Source organism: Nocardia sp. NPDC058499 (assembly GCF_042719915.1).
Lineage (GTDB): Bacteria > Actinomycetota > Actinomycetes > Mycobacteriales > Mycobacteriaceae > Nocardia.
The window spans coordinates 55,253-73,152 of the sequence record NZ_JBHXMZ010000004.1; the positions used below are offsets into that span (position 1 = coordinate 55,253).

Here is a 17,900-nt window from a genome sequence, read left to right on the forward strand (position 1 = left end):
GCTGTTCGGTCTCTCCGAACGGTCCGGCAGACGCGTCGGGCTCGCACCGTGCGATCTGCCTCTTACCCGCGCTTCTCCGGAATGCCCAGTGCGCCGAGCAGGGTGTGCAGTTTGCTCGTTGTCTCGTCGAGTTCGGACTGGGGATCCGAGGCCGCGACGATCCCCCCGCCCGCCCAGGCACGCAGGGAAAGCCCGTCGGCCGATAGTTGCGCACTGCGGATCGCGACCACCCAGCACCCGTCACCGCTCGAATCGCACCAGCCGACCGCACCGCCGTAGAACCCGCGGTCCTCCTCGTGCGTGGTGATGTACTCGAGTGCCTGGGCGGTGGGAGTGCCGCACACCGCCGGCGTCGGATGCAGCAGCAGCGCGAGTTCCAGGGCGCTGGGCGCCGGATCCCGCAGCACACCGTGGATCGGAGTGCCCAGATGCCATACGTCGCGGGTACTGACCAGTTGTGCGCGCGGCGGCACAGTGAGCCGGGTGCAGACCGGGTTCAACCGTTCGGTGATCCAGTCGACGACGAACGCGTGCTCGGCCCGGTTCTTCGTACTCGCCGCCAGCCGCTGGGCCTGGGCGTTGTCCGCTTCGGGATCGGGGACGCGGGGCAGCGTTCCGGCCAGCGGATACACCGCGACCGATGTTCCGGTGCGCTGGACCAGCGTCTCCGGGCTCGCACCCACCAGGGTCGCGCCCGTGTTTCCGGCGGAGGTGAGGTCGACAGCGAAGACATTCGCGCGTGGATGCCTGGTCAGCAGGTAGGCGGCGAGGGACTGCGGGTCGAGGGCGGTATCCGCCGTGGCCAGCACCGACCGCGCGGCAACCACTTTGCGCAGCGGCTGTCCGGGGTCGGCGAGGATTCCGATCAGCCGCGCGACCCGCGCGCGATGTTCGTCCCGGGAGGGGTGTTCGCTCACCACGCGCATGCCGGGGAGCTCGGGAAGCGCCGCCGGGCGCCACGGGCCCGCGGTGTGGGCCAGCTCGGCGGGTTCGACCAGCGCGGCCGGGCGGCGTGGGTCGAAGGGGAGTGCTCCGGCGATCGCCGCGGTGCCGCCGTGCAGGGCGTCGACGGCCTGCCACGGATCGTGGAACGCGGTGCGTACGCCGCTTGCGCGGACCACGCTGTCGGGTCGTGCCAGCAGGAACCCGGTCATGTTCCGACCGTAGCTTCATCGAGAAGGCCGGGCCCGTGACCACACCGAGGCCGTGATTTCGTGCAGCAGTGGATCGGTGGGCTTACAAGTTCCTCCGCACCACCCCTGGAGAGGGTGCACGGTACCGGCCGTACCGGACGCGGCCGGGTGCCTGTCGCGCGCCGTGGCCGGACAGCCGGGTGCGTTTTCCGGAGCTGTGGCCAGAGGGGGATGGCCCGGATCGTCAGGTTTCGGTGCGGCGGCTGTGCCCGTTGCCCGGCGTGCGATCTTGCGGCACCGGCGGTACCAGGAAGACCGGTCGATGGCAGTGCTTGAGCACCGCGTCGGCCACACTGCTGTGCACCAGGGCACGCAGCCCGGTGGCCCCGCGGGTGCCGGCGACGATGATGTCGACATCGAGCTCGTCGGCGACCTCGACGATCGAATGCCAGATACTGCCGGTGGATTCCTGGGTGCGGGCCTCGGCGTTCAATCCCGCCAGCCCCGCGAGGTGGACACCTTCGCCATTGATCTCGCGGGCCGTCGTATAGGCGATATCTTCCATATCCTCGTCCGGCACCCATTCGGGTTGCACCATCCCGGAGATTCCCGATATGCGGGCGGCTTGGCGCACCATCGGCTCCCAGGCCGTGAGCACCACCGCTCTGTTCGCAGTGAGGAAGCGCCCGGCGTATTCGATCGCGCGTTTGGCGTGTTCGGACCCGTCGTAGGCGATGAGCATCAGATCGCAGGGCATGGCGACCTCCGAGGCGGAGCCGGCGAGAAGATGATTCCAGATTACCGCTGTCCCGAAACCGAGCCGAGCTTTTCCGTGCGTGGCGCGCGGGATACCGTGCAACGATGCGGAAGTTGCCGTTCGTCCTGTTCGCGGTGCTCGCGATGATCCTTACCGCCTGTGCCGGCGGTGACGGCGGTGGCACCGGAACGCCCACGCCCGGGGCGCGCTCCCCGGAGGGCGGGACGAGTGCCGCGCCCGCACCCACCACCACGACCCCGGAGGATTGCGCCGCCGAGTATCTCGGGCAGTTCACCACCCGCGAGAAGCTGGCCCAGCTGCTCACCGTCGGGGTCACCGGTGCCGAGGACGCGTTGTCGGTGGTGCGCGACCATCAGGTCGGCGGCATCTTCGTCGGTAGCTGGACCGATCTGTCGATCCTGACCAGCGGTGAACTCGAACAGGTGCGGGACGCGGCGAAGGTTCCGCTGATGGTCACCACCGATGAGGAGGGCGGCCGGGTATCGCGGCTGGGCAGCCTCATCGGTACCGCGCCGTCGGCCCGGGAGACCGCGCAGACGATGACGGCCGAGCAGTTCTACAACGCCACTCTCGACCGCGCCCGCGCCATGCGTGACCTGGGGATCACCGTCGATTTCGCGCCCGATATCGATGTGAGTTCCCAGCCCGACGATTCGGTGATCGGCGACCGCTCCTTCTCCGACGATCCGGCGGTGGTCACCGAATACGCCGACGCCTATATCCGGGCCATGCACGAGATGGGTCTGGGTACTGTCCTCAAACACTTCCCCGGCCACGGCGCCGGTACCGGCGACTCGCATCTGGGCGCGGTCCAGGTGGCGCCGCTGGAGCAGCTGGCGGCTCGTGATCTGGTGCCGTTCCGGGAGTTGATCGACAGCGGTTCGGCGGTGATGGTCGGGCATCTGGATGTTCCCGGTCTGACCACTCCCGGTGTGCCCGCCAGTATCAGTCCTGAGGTCATGAGCCTGCTGCGGGAGGGTTCCGGGTACGGCGCGGCCCCGTTCGACGGTGTGATCTTCACCGACGACCTCAGCGGTATGGCGGCCATCACCGACCGCATGTCCATCCCGGAGGCGGTCGAGGCGACCCTGGTGGCCGGTGCCGACAACGCCCTGTGGATCAGTACCGATGCCGTGGGGCAGGTGCTGGACCGCCTGGAGGAGGCGGTTGCCGCGGGCCGGCTGCCCATGGAACGGGTCGACGAGTCGGTGTTGCGGATGGCCGATTACAAACAGGTCCCGCGCGCCTGCTGATTTCCGGATGAGGGGAGCGCGGCGCCGACCGGCCCGCGCCGCTGTCCGGTGGGCGTACGCGTCGCCGGTGACCGGTACCCGAGTACAGTGCTGACCTTCGCCGGAGTTTCCCGGACCGTCCCGATTCGCGAGCGGCGCACCTGCGCCGCCGGGTGGTTTCCGGGCCCGGTGAACTTACTTTGGAGTAATATAAAGGGTTCGATGCGGTAGGAGACGTGATGGCGGGCGGTACGAAAAGACTTCCGAGAGCGGTGCGCGAGCAGCAGATGCTCGACGCCGCGGTCGAAGTCTTCTCGCGCAAAGGCTTCCACGAAACCTCCATGGACGCCATCGCCGCCGAGGCCGAGATCTCCAAACCGATGCTCTACCTCTATTACGGCTCCAAGGACGAATTGTTCCGCGCCTGCATCCAGCGCGAGGGTATGCGGTTCCTGGAGTCGGTGGCCCCGGCCGGTAACCCGCTGCTCAGCCCGCACGAACAATTGCGCACCGCGCTCGAGGGTTTCCTCGGTTTCGTCGATACCCACCGCAACTCCTGGCAGGTCCTCTACCGGCAGGCGCTCGGCCAGCAGGCCTTCGCCTCGGAGATCGAGAACGCCCGCCAGCGGGTTATCGAACTGACCGCGAAACTGCTGGAGTCCAGCGCCAAGCACGCCGAACCCGGTACCAATTTCGATATCGTCGCGGTCGCGGTGATCGGGGCGGGGGAGGCGATCGCCGATACGGTCGCCGGCGGCCGGATCGATGTGGCCGAGGCGGTGGACCTGCTGGACGCGCTGGCCTGGCGCGGCCTGTCCGGCCGTAAACCGGATTCCGGCGCCGAATCGGGCGAATAGTCCGAATTTCCCAGTGGCCGTGGTTTTCTGCGGCTTGCGACCTCACCGGACCCTCCGTATTTTCGGACCAGCGGTCGTTGCGGAGGACGACGGCCGTGGGGAGGCCGAGGTGTTCGGAATGTTGCGGCCGTGTCGGCACGGCGCCGCGAAATACGGTATCGATCCCGGGCTGTGGCAGTCCCATATGTGTGGTCTGTGCCTGGGGCTGCGGGACGGTGGCGGGCAGATCGCCCGGGCCGCCACCAATACCGATGCGATAGTGCTGAGCCTGCTGACCGAAGCGCAAACCGAAACCCCCGCGTCCCGGCGCACCGCGGGACCCTGCCCGCTACGCGGTATGCGGGCGGCGCGGGTACCGGTCGGTGCTTCGGCCCCTGTCCGGCTCGCCGCTACGGCATCGCTGCTGCTGGGCTCGGCCAAGGTGCGTGACCATATCGACGACGGTGACCTGCGGAGCCGGCTGCACCGGCCCATGCGCCGCATCGCGACCGGGTGGTCGGCGGGTGCGCACGCGCATGCCGCGGGGATCGGCCTGGATATCGAGCCCTTGGTCGCGGCGATCGAGGCGCAGGCGGGCACCGAGCGGCGGATCGCCGCCGCATCCGGCCCGTTCGGAACCGCCGACCTGGACGATCTGACTGTCGCCAGCCGGCACTGCGCCGCGGAATTTTTCGCCCATACAGCTGTGCTGGCCGGACGCCCGGATAACACCGGGCCGCTGCGCGCGGCGGGCGCGGAGTTCGGCCGGATCGCCCATCTCGCCGATGCCCTCACCGACTACACCGCCGACGCGGCCGCGCACCGGTTCAACCCGCTGGCCGCAACCGCGACCCCACCGGCAGCGGCCTACGACCTGGTCCGCGCATCCGACCGCGCACTACGCGAATCGCTGTGTACCGCCGGACTTGCCCGGATACCGGCCCTGCGCTGGGCGCTACTGGACCCGCTCGCCACGGCCGTGCGCCGACTCGCAGCCGCGGTCGTCACTCCGGCCGGCGCGACCCCCGGCGATACCTCGGGAGCGCAGAACTCCACCGAACAGGATGCGTCTGCTCCACCCCGGCGTCCCGGGGCCGGCGAAGCGATCCAGCTGATACTCACCCAGTACTGCACCGGATATGCCTGCTGCGCCGACCACACCAATCCCTGCAGCGGTGAACAGCGGAAGTCCTGGGCCGCCCGGGGCTGTGATTGCCGCAATTGCTGTGACTGCGCGGGTTGCTGTTCGGATTGCGGGGGGTGCTGCGGGGGAGACGGCTGCTGCTGTGGGTGCTGCGACTGTTCCTGCTGACCCCGGCGGAGCTCAGACGTGTGGCGGGCGTGGCCGATCGAAGCGGCGGGCCCACTGCCTGCACGGCTCTTCCACCAGGGCGTGACTCGCCGCGGCGATCGGCAGCGTGAATGCCACCGTGAGAACCAGGACCTTCACGAAGTCGCCGTGGAAGGGCAGAATCCCGAAAACCGGGAAGATCACCGACAGTACGGCCAGATGCCAGATGAAGATGCCGTAGGACCACCGGCCCGCCGTCGCCGCGGGAGCCGAGGTGAGCCACCGGTGGGTTTTCTCCGCCGGCCCCAGCACCAGCGGCGCGAGCAACGCGAAACCGATTACCGCGCCGAGACCCATTTTGGCCGCGTACTGCCACGGCTCGGCCCGGGTCAGTCCGGCCACCCCGCCGAGGTCGGTCGCCGACAGCGCGAACGTCACACCGGCGATCGTCCACATCAGCCGCTGATTGCCGAGGATCCGCCGCCACCGCTTCCGCCGCTCGTCGCAGATGAGTTCGGCCAGCAGCATCCCGCCCGCGAACCACGGTATGTAGGCGGGCAGCCAGTTGTCGGCGTGGATGGCGCCCGGGGTCGGCACCGGAATGAAGTTCCAGCTCAGGAACACCAGGCCTAGTGCCAGCACAGCCGGTACCCGAGCGGTGGCCGCCCGGCCGCGCAGACCGTGCAACAACCAGGCCAGCAGCGGCAGCACCAGATAAAAGGCCACCTCCACCGACAGACTCCACATCTGGGTGAGCCCATCGGTCAGGGTGAGTGGAATGAAAACCTGCAGGAGCAGCAGATTGGACAACCACACCTGCACGCCGGCGGTGCCCGCGGCCGCCGGAACCAGGAGCAGCACCGCACACACCACGATCCAGTAGGCCGGCACGATCCGGGCGACCCGGTGGCGCAGGTAGTAGCCGAGAGTGGGTGCGTCGCCGAGACCGCGGGCCGCCAAGGCATGCGGCCGCCACAGCAGGAAGCCCGACAGCGCGAAGAACACCGCGACCGCCATATCGAATCGTTCCAGCAGCCGGCCGAGTACCGGGATCGCGGTCGCGCCGGTCTGGAATGCCACATGGGTGAGCAGCACCCCGAGTGCCGCCAGCCCGCGCATGCCCTCCAGCGCGGGTAAGAAGGAACGCTGCCGGGCCGCCGGCGCCGTCGTGGTCGTCCCGGGCACGGAAGCCCCCATGACAGCGGCCGGCGCCCCGGCGGCAGCGGCCGGTTCGGTGCGGCCGATATCGGGCTGAGCTCCGGGTTCGGTGGTCGGGGTGGTGGTCATCGGCTCCCAGTCTGCCCGTCCGCTCGCGCCGCGGGGAAGGCGGTATTTCACAATGCGCGCTAAACTCCTGCCGATTTGGGTCCGATTCCGGCCTCGCCAATGCCCACGAAACGCCGTGGCTGTTAGTGTCAGGGCTCACGAGTGCCGCGGCGCCCCGCTGTACCCGCGGAACGACCTGTGTTCTACGACGAGGAGACATTGCATGGCACTGAGTGCCGGAACCAGAAGGACGGTTGCCTGCGTGCTCGTGGGTCTCGGCGCGTTGCTGATCGTTGCCGCGCTGATGATTCCTACCTACACCCTCGGCAAAATGGCCAAGACTCCGCTCGATCTCGAGATCACCACGGTCGCGGTCAACCAGCCGGACGAGGAGAGCCTGGTCCTGGACTCGACCTCGCTGACCGAAGAGGGGCGCAGCGCCGAGGTCAACGAGGATGTTCCGCTCGTCTCCCAGCGTTTCCTCACCGTCGAAGACCCCTCCGATGCCGATCAGATGACGGTCCAGGCCGGTAACACTCTGCGCCGGATCGACAAGCGGGGCGATACCGGTGTGCTGTCGGCCTACGTCGACCGCGTCACCATCGATCGCAAGACCGGTGAACCGGTGTCCACCGATCCCAACGGGTCGATCGCTATGGCAACCAACAGCAAGGGCGAGAGCATCGCCGAACCGGTCCACCGCACCGGCCTGCAGTACCGGTTCCCGATCGGCACCGAGAAGAAGACCTACCCGTACTTCGACGTCTACGCCGAAACCAGCACCGATATGGAGTTCGTGGAAGAGACCGAGATCAACGGCACCACGGTCTATCACTTCCGGCAAAACGTGCCGGTGACCGATCTGTCCAAGGTCTCCAACCTGCCCACCAACAAGCTGAGCCTGCCGGCCGCGAAGTGGGGCCTCGAGGGCGGCGAGGAGCCGATCACCATGTCGCGCTTCTACAGCAACGTCCGCGATGTGTGGGTCGAGCCGCAGACCGGCACCATCGTCAAGGGCGGCGAGCAGCTGAACATCTTCTACGCGCGCTCCGCCGACAAGCCCGAGGTGCCCGCGCTCAAATCGCATCTGGTCTTCGATACCGATACCGTCGAAGCCCAGCTCGCGATCGCCAAGGAAAATATCGACCAGCTCTCGCTGTTCGGCCGTATCCTGCCGATCGTTCTCGGCATCGTCGGCATCATCGCGCTGATCGCCGGCATCCTGCTCGGCGTCCTGGGTGGCGGTTCCGGCCGCCCGGCCCGCGCCGGTGGCCCCTCCGGCAGCCGTCCCGGCGGCCCGGCTCCCGCAGGTTCGGACGCTCCGACCACCACCCTGCCGCGCAGCAGTGGTGCGGACGCACCGACGGAGACCATCAAGATGCCGAAGGACCTCTGAGGCTCGGCCGAATACCGAGTCGCCTGAAACAGAGTCGACGAGAAGCTCCCCGGACCGGCGGTCCGGGGAGCTTTTTCGTAACCGAGCGGTCCTGTCGTGTCGGCAGATTCGGGGACACGACTGCGACCCTGGACCGAACCGCCGGTATCGCGCATTTCGGTCGCCGAAACGAGAGAATCCCGCTCCCGGACTACGGGAGCGGGATTCAGTTCTGTTCGCCAGGATGCGCCAGTTCAGCGCAGGGTGGCGGTGAGGTGGGGATAGCCCTTCTTCGGATGCCGTAGGGCCAGTTCCCAGCCGTCGGCGACCCGATCCGCGTACACGTTCACGGTCGAGGGCAGCAGAATCGGCTTACCGAACTTCACCGCGTAGGACACCGCACCGGGAATCCGGCCCTCCAGTGTGGCCAGGATGGCCGCTGCCGACCACATACCGTGGGCGATTGCCCGCGGGAAACCGAACGCTTTGGCACCCAATGCCGAGGTGTGGATCGGGTTCTGATCGCCGGAGGCGTTCGCGTAGCGGGTGATCGTCTGCTGGTCGACCCGCAGGGTGCGCAGCGGGGGCGGTGGTACCTCTTCCGGCTTCGGCTCGGGTTTCGGTCCGCCCGACAGTGAGGTCTTCTGCTGGTGCAGGAAGGTGGTCACCTGCCGCCACACCAGTTCCCGCCCGACCCGGATCTCGCTGATCGCATCCACCAGCAGACCCTTGGGGTGCTCGCGCAGGTTCTCGATATGCGCGGTGATATCGAGTGGTTCGCCGACCGAGATATCGCGGGTGCGTTCGATCAGATTCTCCGCGTGCACCGCGCCCACCGCGGCGAACGGGAAATCGCGTTGCACCACCAGTTTCATCACCATCGGGAAGGTGATGACGAACGGGTAGGCCAGCGGCAGGTTGTCGCCGAACCGCAGCCCGGTGGCGCGGCAATAGGCGGCCAGATGTTCCGGATCCACGCGCAGGCCCTCGAGCCGGACCTCGCGGTCCGGGATCGCCGGTGTGCGGCCGGATACGAACGGCAGCGGGACCGCGCCCAGGGCTGCCTTCACATACAGGCTGCCGTTCTTCGGGGGTGCGTCGAGGGTGATGGTCTCGGTCATCACGCGCCGATCATGCTCTGGCCGCAGACGCGGACGATATTGCCGTTCACCGCGTTCGACGCCGGGCTCGCGAAGAAGGCGACGGTTTCGGCGACGTCCACGGTTTGCCCGCCCTGGTTGAGCGAGGCCATCAGCCGGCCGCCCTCGCGGGTTGCCAGCGGGATCGCTGCGGTCATCGCGGTTTCGATGAATCCGGGCGCCACGGCGTTGATGGTGATGTTCTTCTCGGCCAGCGCGGGTGCCTCGGCGTTCACCATGCCGATGACCCCGGCCTTGGAGGCGCCGTAGTTGGTCTGTCCGCGGTTACCGGCGATACCTGCGATGGAGGATACGTCTATCACCCGGCCACCCGACTTCAGCGCGCCCGCGGCCACCAGGCCCTCGGTGATCCGGTGCGGGGCGGCGAGGTTCACGTTCAGCACCGCGTTCCAGCGGCCCTCGTCCATGTTCGCGAGCAGTTTGTCCCGGGTGATTCCGGCGTTGTGCACGATGATGTCGATACCGCCGAAGCGTTCGGTGGCGAATTCGGCGAGCCGCTCGGCCGCGTCGGCGGCGGTCACATCGAGTGCCAGCGCGGTACCGCCGACCTTGTTCGCCGTTTCCGTCAGAGCCTCGCCCGCGGCAGGGATATCGGCGACGATCACGGTCGCGCCGTCCCGGGCGAAGACCTCGGCGATGGTGGCGCCGATACCGCGCGCCGCGCCGGTGACCACGGCGACCTTTCCGTCGAGCGGGCGGTTCCAATCGGCGGGTGCGGTGGAATCGTCCTTGCCGACCCGGATCACCTGCGCGTCCACGAACGCCGATTTGGCCGAGAGGACGAAGCGCAGCGTCGAGGCCAGCCCGGTGGCCGCCGGCGAGGCTTCGGGGTGCAGGTACACCAGCTGCGAGGTGGCGCCGCGCAGCAGTTCCTTGCCGACCGAGCGGGTGAAGCCCTCCAGCGCCCGCTGCGCGATCTGGCCCTCGACCGATCCGGCGAGTTCCGGGGTGGTGCCGATGACCAGCACCCGGCCCGACGGCGCGATACTGCGCATGGCCGGCTGGAAGAACTGGTAGAGCTGGGAAAGGTCCTCGATGCTGCCGATACCGGTGGCGTCGAAGACCAGCGCGCCGTACTTGGTGCCGGCGGCCGGTGCATCGGCGAAGGTGTAGTCGCCGGCCAGCAGCGCGCGCAGCGGTTCGGCCACCCGCCCCTTACCGCCCAGCAGTACCGGGCCGGGCAGTGCGGGCTCGCCGGGGGCATAGCGCCGTAGTTTCTCCGGCTTCGGCAGGCCCAGCTTGTTCGCGAGGAACCCGCCGGGCGCGGAGTTGACGAACGATCCGTAGAGGTTGGGTGCGCCCTTGCTCTTGGCTGCCACTGTTCCCACCTTTTCTGTTGCTCGAGTGGTGTCGGTACCGGCCGTGCGCCGGTACCGCCGCACCGGCGTCGTTGCTGCCCGAACTGCGCTCACCCGCGGGGAGCGGGGTCGGCAGGTTAGCCCGCGCACAGTCGCCGGAGGCGGTGTCGACATTGAACTTACTCCGGAGTAAGTTTATCGTAAACCGATCGCGGGCGGGCGTCGGCCGCCGCGGCTGGGTACCGCGGATCCGGGGCCGGAAACACCCGACCTTCTCGCCAACTCGACAACCTGGGAGACCCGAGTGACCACCACACCTCGTTCGACCCGTCCGGTCGCCATCGTCGGCGGCAACCGCATCCCGTTCGCCCGCTCCGACAAGGCCTACGCGCACGCCTCCAACCAGGACATGTTCACCGCGACCCTGGACGGTCTGGTGAGCCGCTTCGGTCTGCAGGGCGAACGCCTGGGCATGGTCGCCGGCGGGGCCGTCCTCAAACGGGTCGGCGAACACGGCATGATCCGGGAGAGCGTGCTCGGCAGCACCCTCAGCCCCTACACCCCCGCCCACGACCTGCAGCTCGCCTGCGGCACCGGCCTGCAGGCCGTGGTCACCGTCGGCGACGCCATCGCGGCCGGCCGGATCGAGGCCGGTATCGGCGGCGGAACCGATACCACCTCCGATGCGCCGATCGGGGTGAGCGAGCGGATGCGCGAATGGATGCTGAACATCAACCGCGCCCGCACCAACGCCGAGCGCCTCAAGCTGGTCGGCCAGTTGCGGCCCGGCATGGTCGGTATCGAGATTCCGCGCAATGCCGAACCGCGCACGGGAATGTCCATGGGTGAGCACGCGGCCGTCACCGCCAAGGAATTCGGTATCGCCCGCGAGGCGCAGGACGAACTGGCCTACCTGTCGCACAAGAATATGGCCGCCGCCTACGAACGCGGATTCTTCGACGATCTGGTGACCCCCTTCCTCGGACTCACCCGCGACGACAATCTGCGCCCCAACTCCTCGGTCGAGAAACTGGCCACCCTGAAACCGGTCTTCGGCGTGAAACACGGCGACGCCACGATGACCGCCGGTAACTCCACACCGCTCACCGACGGCGCCTCGGCGGTACTGCTCTCCAGCGACGAATGGGCCGCCGAACGCCGCCTGCCGGTACTGGCGCATCTGGTGGACAGCGAGGTCGCGGCCGTCGACTACATCCACGGCCCCGACGGCCTGCTGATGGCTCCCACCTACGCGGTGCCCCGCATGCTGGCCCGCAACGGCCTGACCCTGCAGGATTTCGACTTCTACGAAATTCACGAGGCCTTCGCGTCGGTGGTGCTGGCCACCCTGCAGGCGTGGGAATCGGATCAGTACTGCAAGGAGCGGCTCGGTCTCGACGGAGCCCTCGGCCCGATCGACCGGACCAAGCTGAACGTCAACGGGTCCTCGCTGGCCGCCGGTCATCCGTTCGCGGCCACCGGCGGGCGGATCGTCGCCCAGACTGCCAAGATGCTGGCGGAGAAGGGGTCCGGTCGGGCGTTGATCTCCATCTGCGCTGCGGGTGGGCAGGGGGTGGTGGCGATTTTGGAGCGCTGAGCGGGATATCGCCGCATCCGGCCGCGGGCGGTAGGCAGCCGGGTGCGGTGAACCCTGTCGGCGCCGAGTGAGCTCCGGATCGCTGACACCACCGCGATGGTGTCAGTTGATCGACGCAAAGACGAAGGGGTGTGGTCGTCTTATGAAGCCTGTTCTCGCGGTAGGCCCTCCGCGCAGGGGCGGGCTGTAATTTTGGAGCCGCTCTGTAATTTTGGAGACGCTCCGCGTCTCGAGGGGTGGGGCCCTTATAGGCCCGGTTCTTCACTCCTCCGCTCCTCCGCTTCGCTCCCCCGCTCCGTCGCTCCAGAACCGGGCGGGCCCCACCCGTGAGGGTCGGGGTGGGCCATGCGAGAGGGAACGCTGAACCTCGGCGGCTGTCCGGGGTGCCGGTGGTCCGGGGTGGGGGCGTCGCGAAGCGGGTGGGTTGCGAACCGGGTGGGGGCGTCGTGCCGGCGGGAGCAGGGAGCTCGCCGGCACGGTGGTCCGGTCGAGGCTGGTCGGCCTGCGGATTTCGAACCGCTTGCTGCCGCCGCGTGCCTGCCTACTGTGCGCGTGTGGCCGGCGTGCGGATCGTTTGGGGGGTGCGATGCCTATTCGGTGCCCGGTAACTCGTGGTGTCCGCCGAAGGCCTCGCGCATGGCCGAGAGGGTTTTGTCGGCGTAGCCCGATTCGCCGCGGGAGGCGAAGCGCTGGAACAGGGCGGCGGAGAGCACCGGAGCGGGTACGCCGATATCGACGGCAGCGTCCAGGGTCCAGCGGCCCTCGCCGGAATCCGAGACGCGACCGCCGAAAGAATCCAGGTTCGGGTCGGCGTGCAGCTGGGCCGCGGTCAGGTCCAGTAACCACGACGCGACCACCGAACCGCGCCGCCACACCTCGGTGACCTGCGCGATATCGATGTCGTAGCGGTAGTACTCGGGGTTCTCCAGCGGTGTCTCCTCGGCGGAGTACTCACTTGCTGCGCGGTTGCCGTAATCGGCTTTGTGCAGGATGTTGAGGCCCTCGGCGTAGGCGGCCATCACGCCGTACTCGATACCGTTGTGGACCATCTTCACGAAATGCCCGGCCCCCGCCGGACCGCAGTGCAGATACCCGTGTTCGGCCGGGCTGGGTTCACCTGCACGGCCGGGTGTGCGGGGCGCGGCCGCAACACCGGGCGCGATCGCTTGCAGCAGGGGCTCCACCTGCCGGAACGGTTCCGGTTCGCCGCCGACCATCAGGCAGAAGCCGCGTTCGCGGCCGAAGACTCCGCCGGAGGTACCGATATCCAGATAGTGGATGCCGAGCGGGCCGAGCTTCGCGGCACGGTCGATATCGTCGTGGTAACGGCTGTTGCCGCCGTCGATGACGATATCGCCGGGGTCGAGCAGTTCGGCCAATTGATCGATGACCGCGCCGGTCGCCCCGGCGGGGATCATCACCCAGACCACGCGCGGGGTCTCCAGCATTGCGAGGAATTCCCGCAGATCGGTACTGCCGCGGAAACCGTCGCCCAGTTCGGTGGTGAGGCCGGTGATCACCTCCGGATGGCGTTCGCAGCCCACCGCGCTATGGCCGGCCGCCACGATCCGCCGCACGATATTTGCGCCCATCCGGCCGAGCCCGATCATGCCCAACTGCATCTCGTGTCCCCTTTTCCCTGGGTTGGAGGTCCGGATCGCACGTCGTAGTCGATTGTGCCCGCCGCCGTCGCGAACTTCTGTGTGCGCGGGTGTAACGCCCTGTCGGCGGCGCCGATATACCGGTTGGCTCCGTGTATTCGCCTGACCCCCGACCCGGCGACTGCACGGGGCCACTTTGCTGTCCGGACCAGAACCGCGCAGTGGCCGTGCAGGCCGTTGCGCGGTATCGCCCGGCTACTGTGCGGTGTCTCAATTGAGCCGCTGCCCGGACCGCCAGATGGCGCAGCTGTGATCGATCAGGCACTGAAGATTACAGTTCGGACAACTATCGTTGGCGAAGGCTCGCACCCGCGAGTCCCCGGACATATCGATTGGGGAGGACGGTTCGTGAGCGGCGAATCGAATACCGACCGCGGCGACAGACACGACCCCGGCCGACCACAGCCGACCGGCAGCGGCCCATCTCAGCCGTCGCATACCGGTCGTGACCAGCAGGCACAGCCGCCCGCACAACCGAATCCGGCAGAAACCGTCGCGCCCGGCTGGCGCGGCGGCAGTTCGTGGCTGAACCCGGCGACCGGTACGCCCGGCGCGGATGACTCCGCCGGCTCCCTTGATTCAGTATCCGAGGGCTCGCCCAACCAAACCTCCGGACCCGCTCCCACCGTTTCCCGCCCGGCTGCCGCGCCGGGGTATACCGGACCGCAGCGGGCCGGGGGCGGCGTCGATCCGGCCGGACCCGATTTCGCCACTCAGCAGTTGCCACGCAGTGGCCCCAATCCGCCGCCGGGCGCCTATGCCGCCGGCGGCCCCGATTCCGACGCCCCCACGGAAGTCTTCGAGTCCGCCGCCCTCACGCAGCGCCTGGCCGGCGAGGAGGCCGCGTGGTCGGCCTACTCCGATGACACCGCCGCGACCGATGCCCTCGCGCAGAGCGGCTCGGTCCCTCCGGCGCCACCCCGGCCGCCGCAGGGTCGCCCGGGAGGTTCCGGCGGAGACGGCGGAGATGACGGGAACAAGCGTTCACCGGCCGGCCTCCGCGACCGGTTCCGCGGTTCCGCGACCGCTCGCCGCGTGCTGCTGGCCGCCGCTGTGGTGTTCGGTATCGCCCTGGTCGGTTATATCGCCGACCTGGTGATGACCTCCGGCAGCGTTCCGCGCGGCGTGGAGGTCGCGGGGGTCGCGATCGGCGGGATGGACAAGGACGAGGCTCGCGCGAAGCTGCAGACCACACTCGATGCCCGCTCCGGCGAAGTGGTGCCGGTGAAGATCGCCGATGTGCAGACCGAGCTGGTACCCAGCGCCGCCGGCCTCGGCGTGGACTGGGACGCCACCTGGGAGCGGGTAGGTGGCCAGCCGCTCAATCCCGCGGCTCGGCTGCTGTCCTTCGTCGCGACCCGCGAGGTCACGGTGGCCAGCACGGTCGACGAGGCCGCCTTCGGGCGCACCCTCGACGAACTGCGCGTGCACGATCAGCCGCCGGTGGAGGGCGGTATCGCCTTCGAGGGCACCCGGCCGGTCGCCGTGGACCCGGTTCCGGGCCGGATTCTGGACACGGCCGCGGCGCGGACCGTGCTCACCGACCAGTGGGCCACGGCGAACACCCTGGACCTGCCGGTTACGCCCGCGCCCCCCGCGGTCCGGCGCGACGCCATCGAGAAGGCGCTGCACGAGATCGCCGAGCCTGCCGTGAGCGCGCCGGTGGTGTATTCGGGTAAGGGCAACGGAACCGCGACGCTGAACCCGGAGCAGATCGCTGCCATCGTGAATTTCGTCCCGGACGGCCACGGCGGTCTCCGCGTCGAATTCGACCACAAGGTGGCAACGGATCTGCTCGCCCCGCAGCTGGCGCCGACCGAGGTCGAACCCAAGGATGCGACTTTCACCTTCTCCGGTGCGCCGACCGTTGTTCCCGCCGTGGTCGGCGACAAGATCAACTGGCCGAAATCGCTGGATCAGTTGCCGGCGATGCTGGCCGCCGCCGGACCGCAGCGCACCACCGCGGCGATCTACGAGCGGATCGAACCGAAGCTCACCACCCAGGCGGCGGAGTCGCTGGGGATCACCGAGGTGATGGGTGAGTTCACCACCGGCGATTTCTCCGGTCCGTCGGGGGTGAACATCCGGACCGTCGCCCAGGAAGTGAACGGTGCGGTCGTGAAACCCGGTGACACGTTCTCGCTGAACGGGCATACCGGCACCCGCGGCGCGGCCGAGGGCTACGTGGAATCCGGCATCATCGACCACGGCCGTCCCAGCACGGCGGTCGGCGGCGGGATCAGCCAGTTCGCCACCACCCTCTACAACGCCGCATATTTCGCCGGGCTCGAGGACGCGGGCCACACCGAGCACAGCTACTACATCTCCCGCTACCCGGCCGCCCGGGAGGCCACCGTCTTCGACGGAGCCATCGACCTGCAGTTCCGCAACAACACTCCGCACGGCATATACATCCAGGCGTTCGCGGACAGCTCCGACGTGACGGTGCGTATCTGGGGCACCAAGACGGTGAACGTCGAATCCATCACCGGCGAAAAATCCAAGCCGACCGAACCGGAAACCATCACCCTGCCCGAGGGCGACGACTGTATCGCCTCCACGGGAGCACCCGGTTTCACGATCGCCGATACCCGGGTGATCACCGATATCAATACCGGCCAAGAGGTTTCCCGGCACACGCGGACCGTCAAGTACGATCCGGTCCCCGAGGTGAAATGCGTTTCCCCGGACGACGAGAAATCCGACGAGGAACAGCCCGAGGACCCCTCGGAGCCGACGGCCGCCCCCAGCGGCGGTAACGAGGGCAGCCGGTCCACCAACCGGGCGGGTAACCGCTGAGCCCCGGCCGGTAGCAGGTGGTAGACCGCTACCGGCCGGGACTTCAGCGCCGCCGGCCATGTCTGGCCGTGGTCCTATCGAGTGAAGCGTGTCACCGGAACATGGTGGGCCCGAGTACCGGCCTTCCGCTCACCTGTCCGGTCTTTCTACGCATGCAGGTCACCGTTGTCCGGGAGCGGACTCTCTGCTCAGGACACCGTGACGCCGACCGGGCTTCGCACTGAGACCCGGGCTGCGCAGGAGTGTTCCGATTCGCTCGGTCTGCCGGGTTTCGAGCGGCGGCAACCCGGCCGGTCCGGCGAGGGCTCCGTACGGTGACTACGCACTCGGACTCGCCGGTCCCGGTCGCGGGGTCCTAGGGCCTAGAGCGGTGTACGCATCAACAGGACGTTGTACTGCCGGTGCACCGTGAGCAGGAAGTACAGGTCGCTGCCCGTCTGGTAGGGGAAGATCATGGGCGCGTAGGCGGTCGGCAGGGAAGCCGCTTCCACCAGCACCCGCGGTGTACTCCACGGACCTTCCGGGGTGTCCGCCGTGCGCAGTACCACCGAGTTGTGCGGATCGGTCGTCAGCATCACGTATTTGCGCAGATGGTCGTTCCACTGCACCGACAATTCGGCGACACCCTCGACGATCGGTGTCGCGGCCAACGGGTCGTTCATCTTCCAGCCGTGGCCGTCCCAGTACTCGTAGGCGTCCATATTCGCGATGTCCGCTTCCCGCACCCGGGAGATGTAGCCCGCGTTGCCCCGCCCGGCCGCCGTGCCGTACCGGTACACGTACCCATCGGCCTTCACGAACGCGTTCTGCTGGAAACGTTCCCACCCGCCGCCGTTGGCCCGGCGGGTGGTGGGTAGCTGCGCCCAGGTCCGGCCGCCGTCGGCGGACGAGGCGAGGGTCGAGAAGTTGGTGGTCCACTTGCCGTGGTCGCCCCATTCCTTCACCGACATCATGCTCATGTACTGCACACCGCCCACCGCGACCCCGGCGGTCGGGATCAGGCTGATCTCGATACCCGGGATCTTCGGGCTGGGCAGCGGGTTCGGCACCGCGCCGTCGAAGATGATGCCCTGCGACGGGTCCTTTGTTCGGCTGTGGAAGAGCACATTGCTGCTCCACGCCCAGGCGCTGCCGGCCAGCAGGTTCGGGATACCGAGGCCCGCGGAATCACCGAACGCGGTGATCATGGTCCCGGCTCCGTCGTCCCACATCACCCCGAGATCGGTGCCGAGCACGTTCACCCGCTCGGTCCGGTTGGGGCTGTCCATCCCGGTGACCTGGAAGACGGCCTGGGTTTCGCCCGGTAGTGGCGGCAGGCCGCGTGGCTGGCCGTTGATCCCGGGGATGGGATTCACATTGTTGGGGTCCGCTGCGGCCGGACCGGCCAGGACGAGTGCCGCGGTAGCACCCACTATCCCGGCGCGCACGAGTACGGACAGCGGGCGACGAGTCATTCTCGGTTGTCCTCCTGCGG

At 68.3% G+C, this 17,900-nt stretch carries 13 protein-coding genes; 6 read left to right on the top strand and 7 right to left on the bottom strand.

The features are described from left to right. Positions 1 to 62: 62 nt before the first annotated feature. Positions 63 to 1,154: an isochorismate synthase MenF gene (locus ACFWPH_RS13850; RefSeq protein ID WP_378750847.1), complete on the bottom strand. Its 1,092-nt coding sequence runs from the start codon at positions 1,152 to 1,154 to the stop codon at positions 63 to 65. Positions 1,155 to 1,377: 223 nt separating this feature from the next. Then, positions 1,378 to 1,890: a universal stress protein gene (locus ACFWPH_RS13855; RefSeq protein WP_378750849.1), complete on the bottom strand. Its 513-nt coding sequence runs from the start codon at positions 1,888 to 1,890 to the stop codon at positions 1,378 to 1,380. Positions 1,891 to 1,994: 104 nt separating this feature from the next. Between ACFWPH_RS13855 and ACFWPH_RS13860 the strand changes: the two genes are divergently transcribed. The 3 genes from ACFWPH_RS13860 to ACFWPH_RS13870 all read left to right on the top strand — a co-directional run bounded on the left by ACFWPH_RS13860 (position 1,995) and on the right by ACFWPH_RS13870 (position 5,291). Next, positions 1,995 to 3,164: a glycoside hydrolase family 3 N-terminal domain-containing protein gene (locus ACFWPH_RS13860; RefSeq protein ID WP_378750851.1), complete on the top strand. Its 1,170-nt coding sequence runs from the start codon at positions 1,995 to 1,997 to the stop codon at positions 3,162 to 3,164. A gap of 218 nt (positions 3,165 to 3,382) precedes the next feature. Continuing rightward, positions 3,383 to 4,000: a TetR/AcrR family transcriptional regulator gene (locus ACFWPH_RS13865; protein WP_378750853.1), complete on the top strand. Its 618-nt coding sequence runs from the start codon at positions 3,383 to 3,385 to the stop codon at positions 3,998 to 4,000. Positions 4,001 to 4,118: 118 nt separating this feature from the next. Next, complete coding sequence (locus ACFWPH_RS13870; protein ID WP_378750855.1) at positions 4,119 to 5,291, top strand: DUF5685 family protein; 1,173 nt, start codon at positions 4,119 to 4,121, stop codon at positions 5,289 to 5,291. A 12-nt stretch (positions 5,292 to 5,303) separates the two neighbouring features. Here the strand turns inward: ACFWPH_RS13870 and ACFWPH_RS13875 are convergent, their stop codons facing one another. After that, on the bottom strand, positions 5,304 to 6,467 hold the full coding sequence (locus ACFWPH_RS13875; RefSeq protein WP_378751732.1) for an acyltransferase family protein: 1,164 nt from the start codon (positions 6,465 to 6,467) through the stop codon (positions 5,304 to 5,306). Between the two features lie 292 nt (positions 6,468 to 6,759). Here ACFWPH_RS13875 and ACFWPH_RS13880 point away from each other — a divergent pair, with 292 nt between their 5' ends. Next, complete coding sequence (locus ACFWPH_RS13880; protein ID WP_378750856.1) at positions 6,760 to 7,932, top strand: DUF3068 domain-containing protein; 1,173 nt, start codon at positions 6,760 to 6,762, stop codon at positions 7,930 to 7,932. Positions 7,933 to 8,165: 233 nt separating this feature from the next. On the opposite strand, the gene ACFWPH_RS13885 is transcribed toward ACFWPH_RS13880, so the two are convergent. Both ACFWPH_RS13885 and ACFWPH_RS13890 read right to left on the bottom strand, forming a co-directional pair. Continuing rightward, the gene (locus ACFWPH_RS13885) at positions 8,166 to 9,032 is read right to left on the bottom strand and encodes a MaoC/PaaZ C-terminal domain-containing protein (RefSeq protein ID WP_378751734.1); all 867 of its coding nucleotides are present in this window, start codon (positions 9,030 to 9,032) and stop codon (positions 8,166 to 8,168) included. After that, positions 9,032 to 10,390, bottom strand: a complete 1,359-nt coding sequence (locus tag ACFWPH_RS13890) for a 3-oxoacyl-ACP reductase (RefSeq protein ID WP_378750858.1) — start codon at positions 10,388 to 10,390, stop codon at positions 9,032 to 9,034. The genes ACFWPH_RS13885 and ACFWPH_RS13890 overlap by 1 nt, the downstream gene beginning before the upstream one ends. Before the next feature lie 283 nt (positions 10,391 to 10,673). Between ACFWPH_RS13890 and ACFWPH_RS13895 the strand changes: the two genes are divergently transcribed. Next, positions 10,674 to 11,966 carry an acetyl-CoA C-acetyltransferase gene (locus tag ACFWPH_RS13895; RefSeq protein ID WP_378750860.1) on the top strand — a complete coding sequence of 431 codons (1,293 nt, stop codon included), beginning with the start codon at positions 10,674 to 10,676 and terminating at the stop codon, positions 11,964 to 11,966. 590 nt (positions 11,967 to 12,556) lie between these two features. On the opposite strand, the gene gnd is transcribed toward ACFWPH_RS13895, so the two are convergent. Beyond that, on the bottom strand, positions 12,557 to 13,588 hold the full coding sequence (gnd, locus tag ACFWPH_RS13900) for a phosphogluconate dehydrogenase (NAD(+)-dependent, decarboxylating) (protein WP_378750862.1): 1,032 nt from the start codon (positions 13,586 to 13,588) through the stop codon (positions 12,557 to 12,559). A 387-nt stretch (positions 13,589 to 13,975) separates the two neighbouring features. On the opposite strand from gnd, the gene ACFWPH_RS13905 reads away from it, so the two are divergent. After that, complete coding sequence (locus ACFWPH_RS13905; protein WP_378750864.1) at positions 13,976 to 16,426, top strand: VanW family protein; 2,451 nt, start codon at positions 13,976 to 13,978, stop codon at positions 16,424 to 16,426. 362 nt (positions 16,427 to 16,788) lie between these two features. Here ACFWPH_RS13905 and ACFWPH_RS13910 read toward each other — a convergent pair whose 3' ends face one another. Continuing rightward, positions 16,789 to 17,880 (bottom strand): DUF4185 domain-containing protein, encoded by a 1,092-nt coding sequence (locus ACFWPH_RS13910; RefSeq protein WP_378750866.1) that lies wholly within the window; start codon positions 17,878 to 17,880, stop codon positions 16,789 to 16,791. Positions 17,881 to 17,900 lie beyond the last annotated feature (20 nt).

Excerpts from the sequence above, each read along its gene's own strand:
- ACFWPH_RS13850 (WP_378750847.1), bottom strand. The coding sequence starts at position 1,154 with ATGACCGGGTTCCTGCTGGCACGACCCGACAGCGTGGTCCGCGCAAGC.
- ACFWPH_RS13855 (WP_378750849.1), bottom strand. The coding sequence starts at position 1,890 with ATGCCCTGCGATCTGATGCTCATCGCCTACGACGGGTCCGAACACGCC.
- ACFWPH_RS13860 (WP_378750851.1), top strand. The coding sequence starts at position 1,995 with ATGCGGAAGTTGCCGTTCGTCCTGTTCGCGGTGCTCGCGATGATCCTT.
- ACFWPH_RS13865 (WP_378750853.1), top strand. The coding sequence starts at position 3,383 with ATGGCGGGCGGTACGAAAAGACTTCCGAGAGCGGTGCGCGAGCAGCAG.
- ACFWPH_RS13870 (WP_378750855.1), top strand. The coding sequence starts at position 4,119 with ATGTTGCGGCCGTGTCGGCACGGCGCCGCGAAATACGGTATCGATCCC.
- ACFWPH_RS13875 (WP_378751732.1), bottom strand. The coding sequence starts at position 6,467 with ATGGGGGCTTCCGTGCCCGGGACGACCACGACGGCGCCGGCGGCCCGG.
- ACFWPH_RS13880 (WP_378750856.1), top strand. The coding sequence starts at position 6,760 with ATGGCACTGAGTGCCGGAACCAGAAGGACGGTTGCCTGCGTGCTCGTG.
- ACFWPH_RS13885 (WP_378751734.1), bottom strand. The coding sequence starts at position 9,032 with ATGACCGAGACCATCACCCTCGACGCACCCCCGAAGAACGGCAGCCTG.
- gnd (WP_378750862.1), bottom strand. The coding sequence starts at position 13,588 with ATGCAGTTGGGCATGATCGGGCTCGGCCGGATGGGCGCAAATATCGTG.
- ACFWPH_RS13910 (WP_378750866.1), bottom strand. The coding sequence starts at position 17,880 with ATGACTCGTCGCCCGCTGTCCGTACTCGTGCGCGCCGGGATAGTGGGT.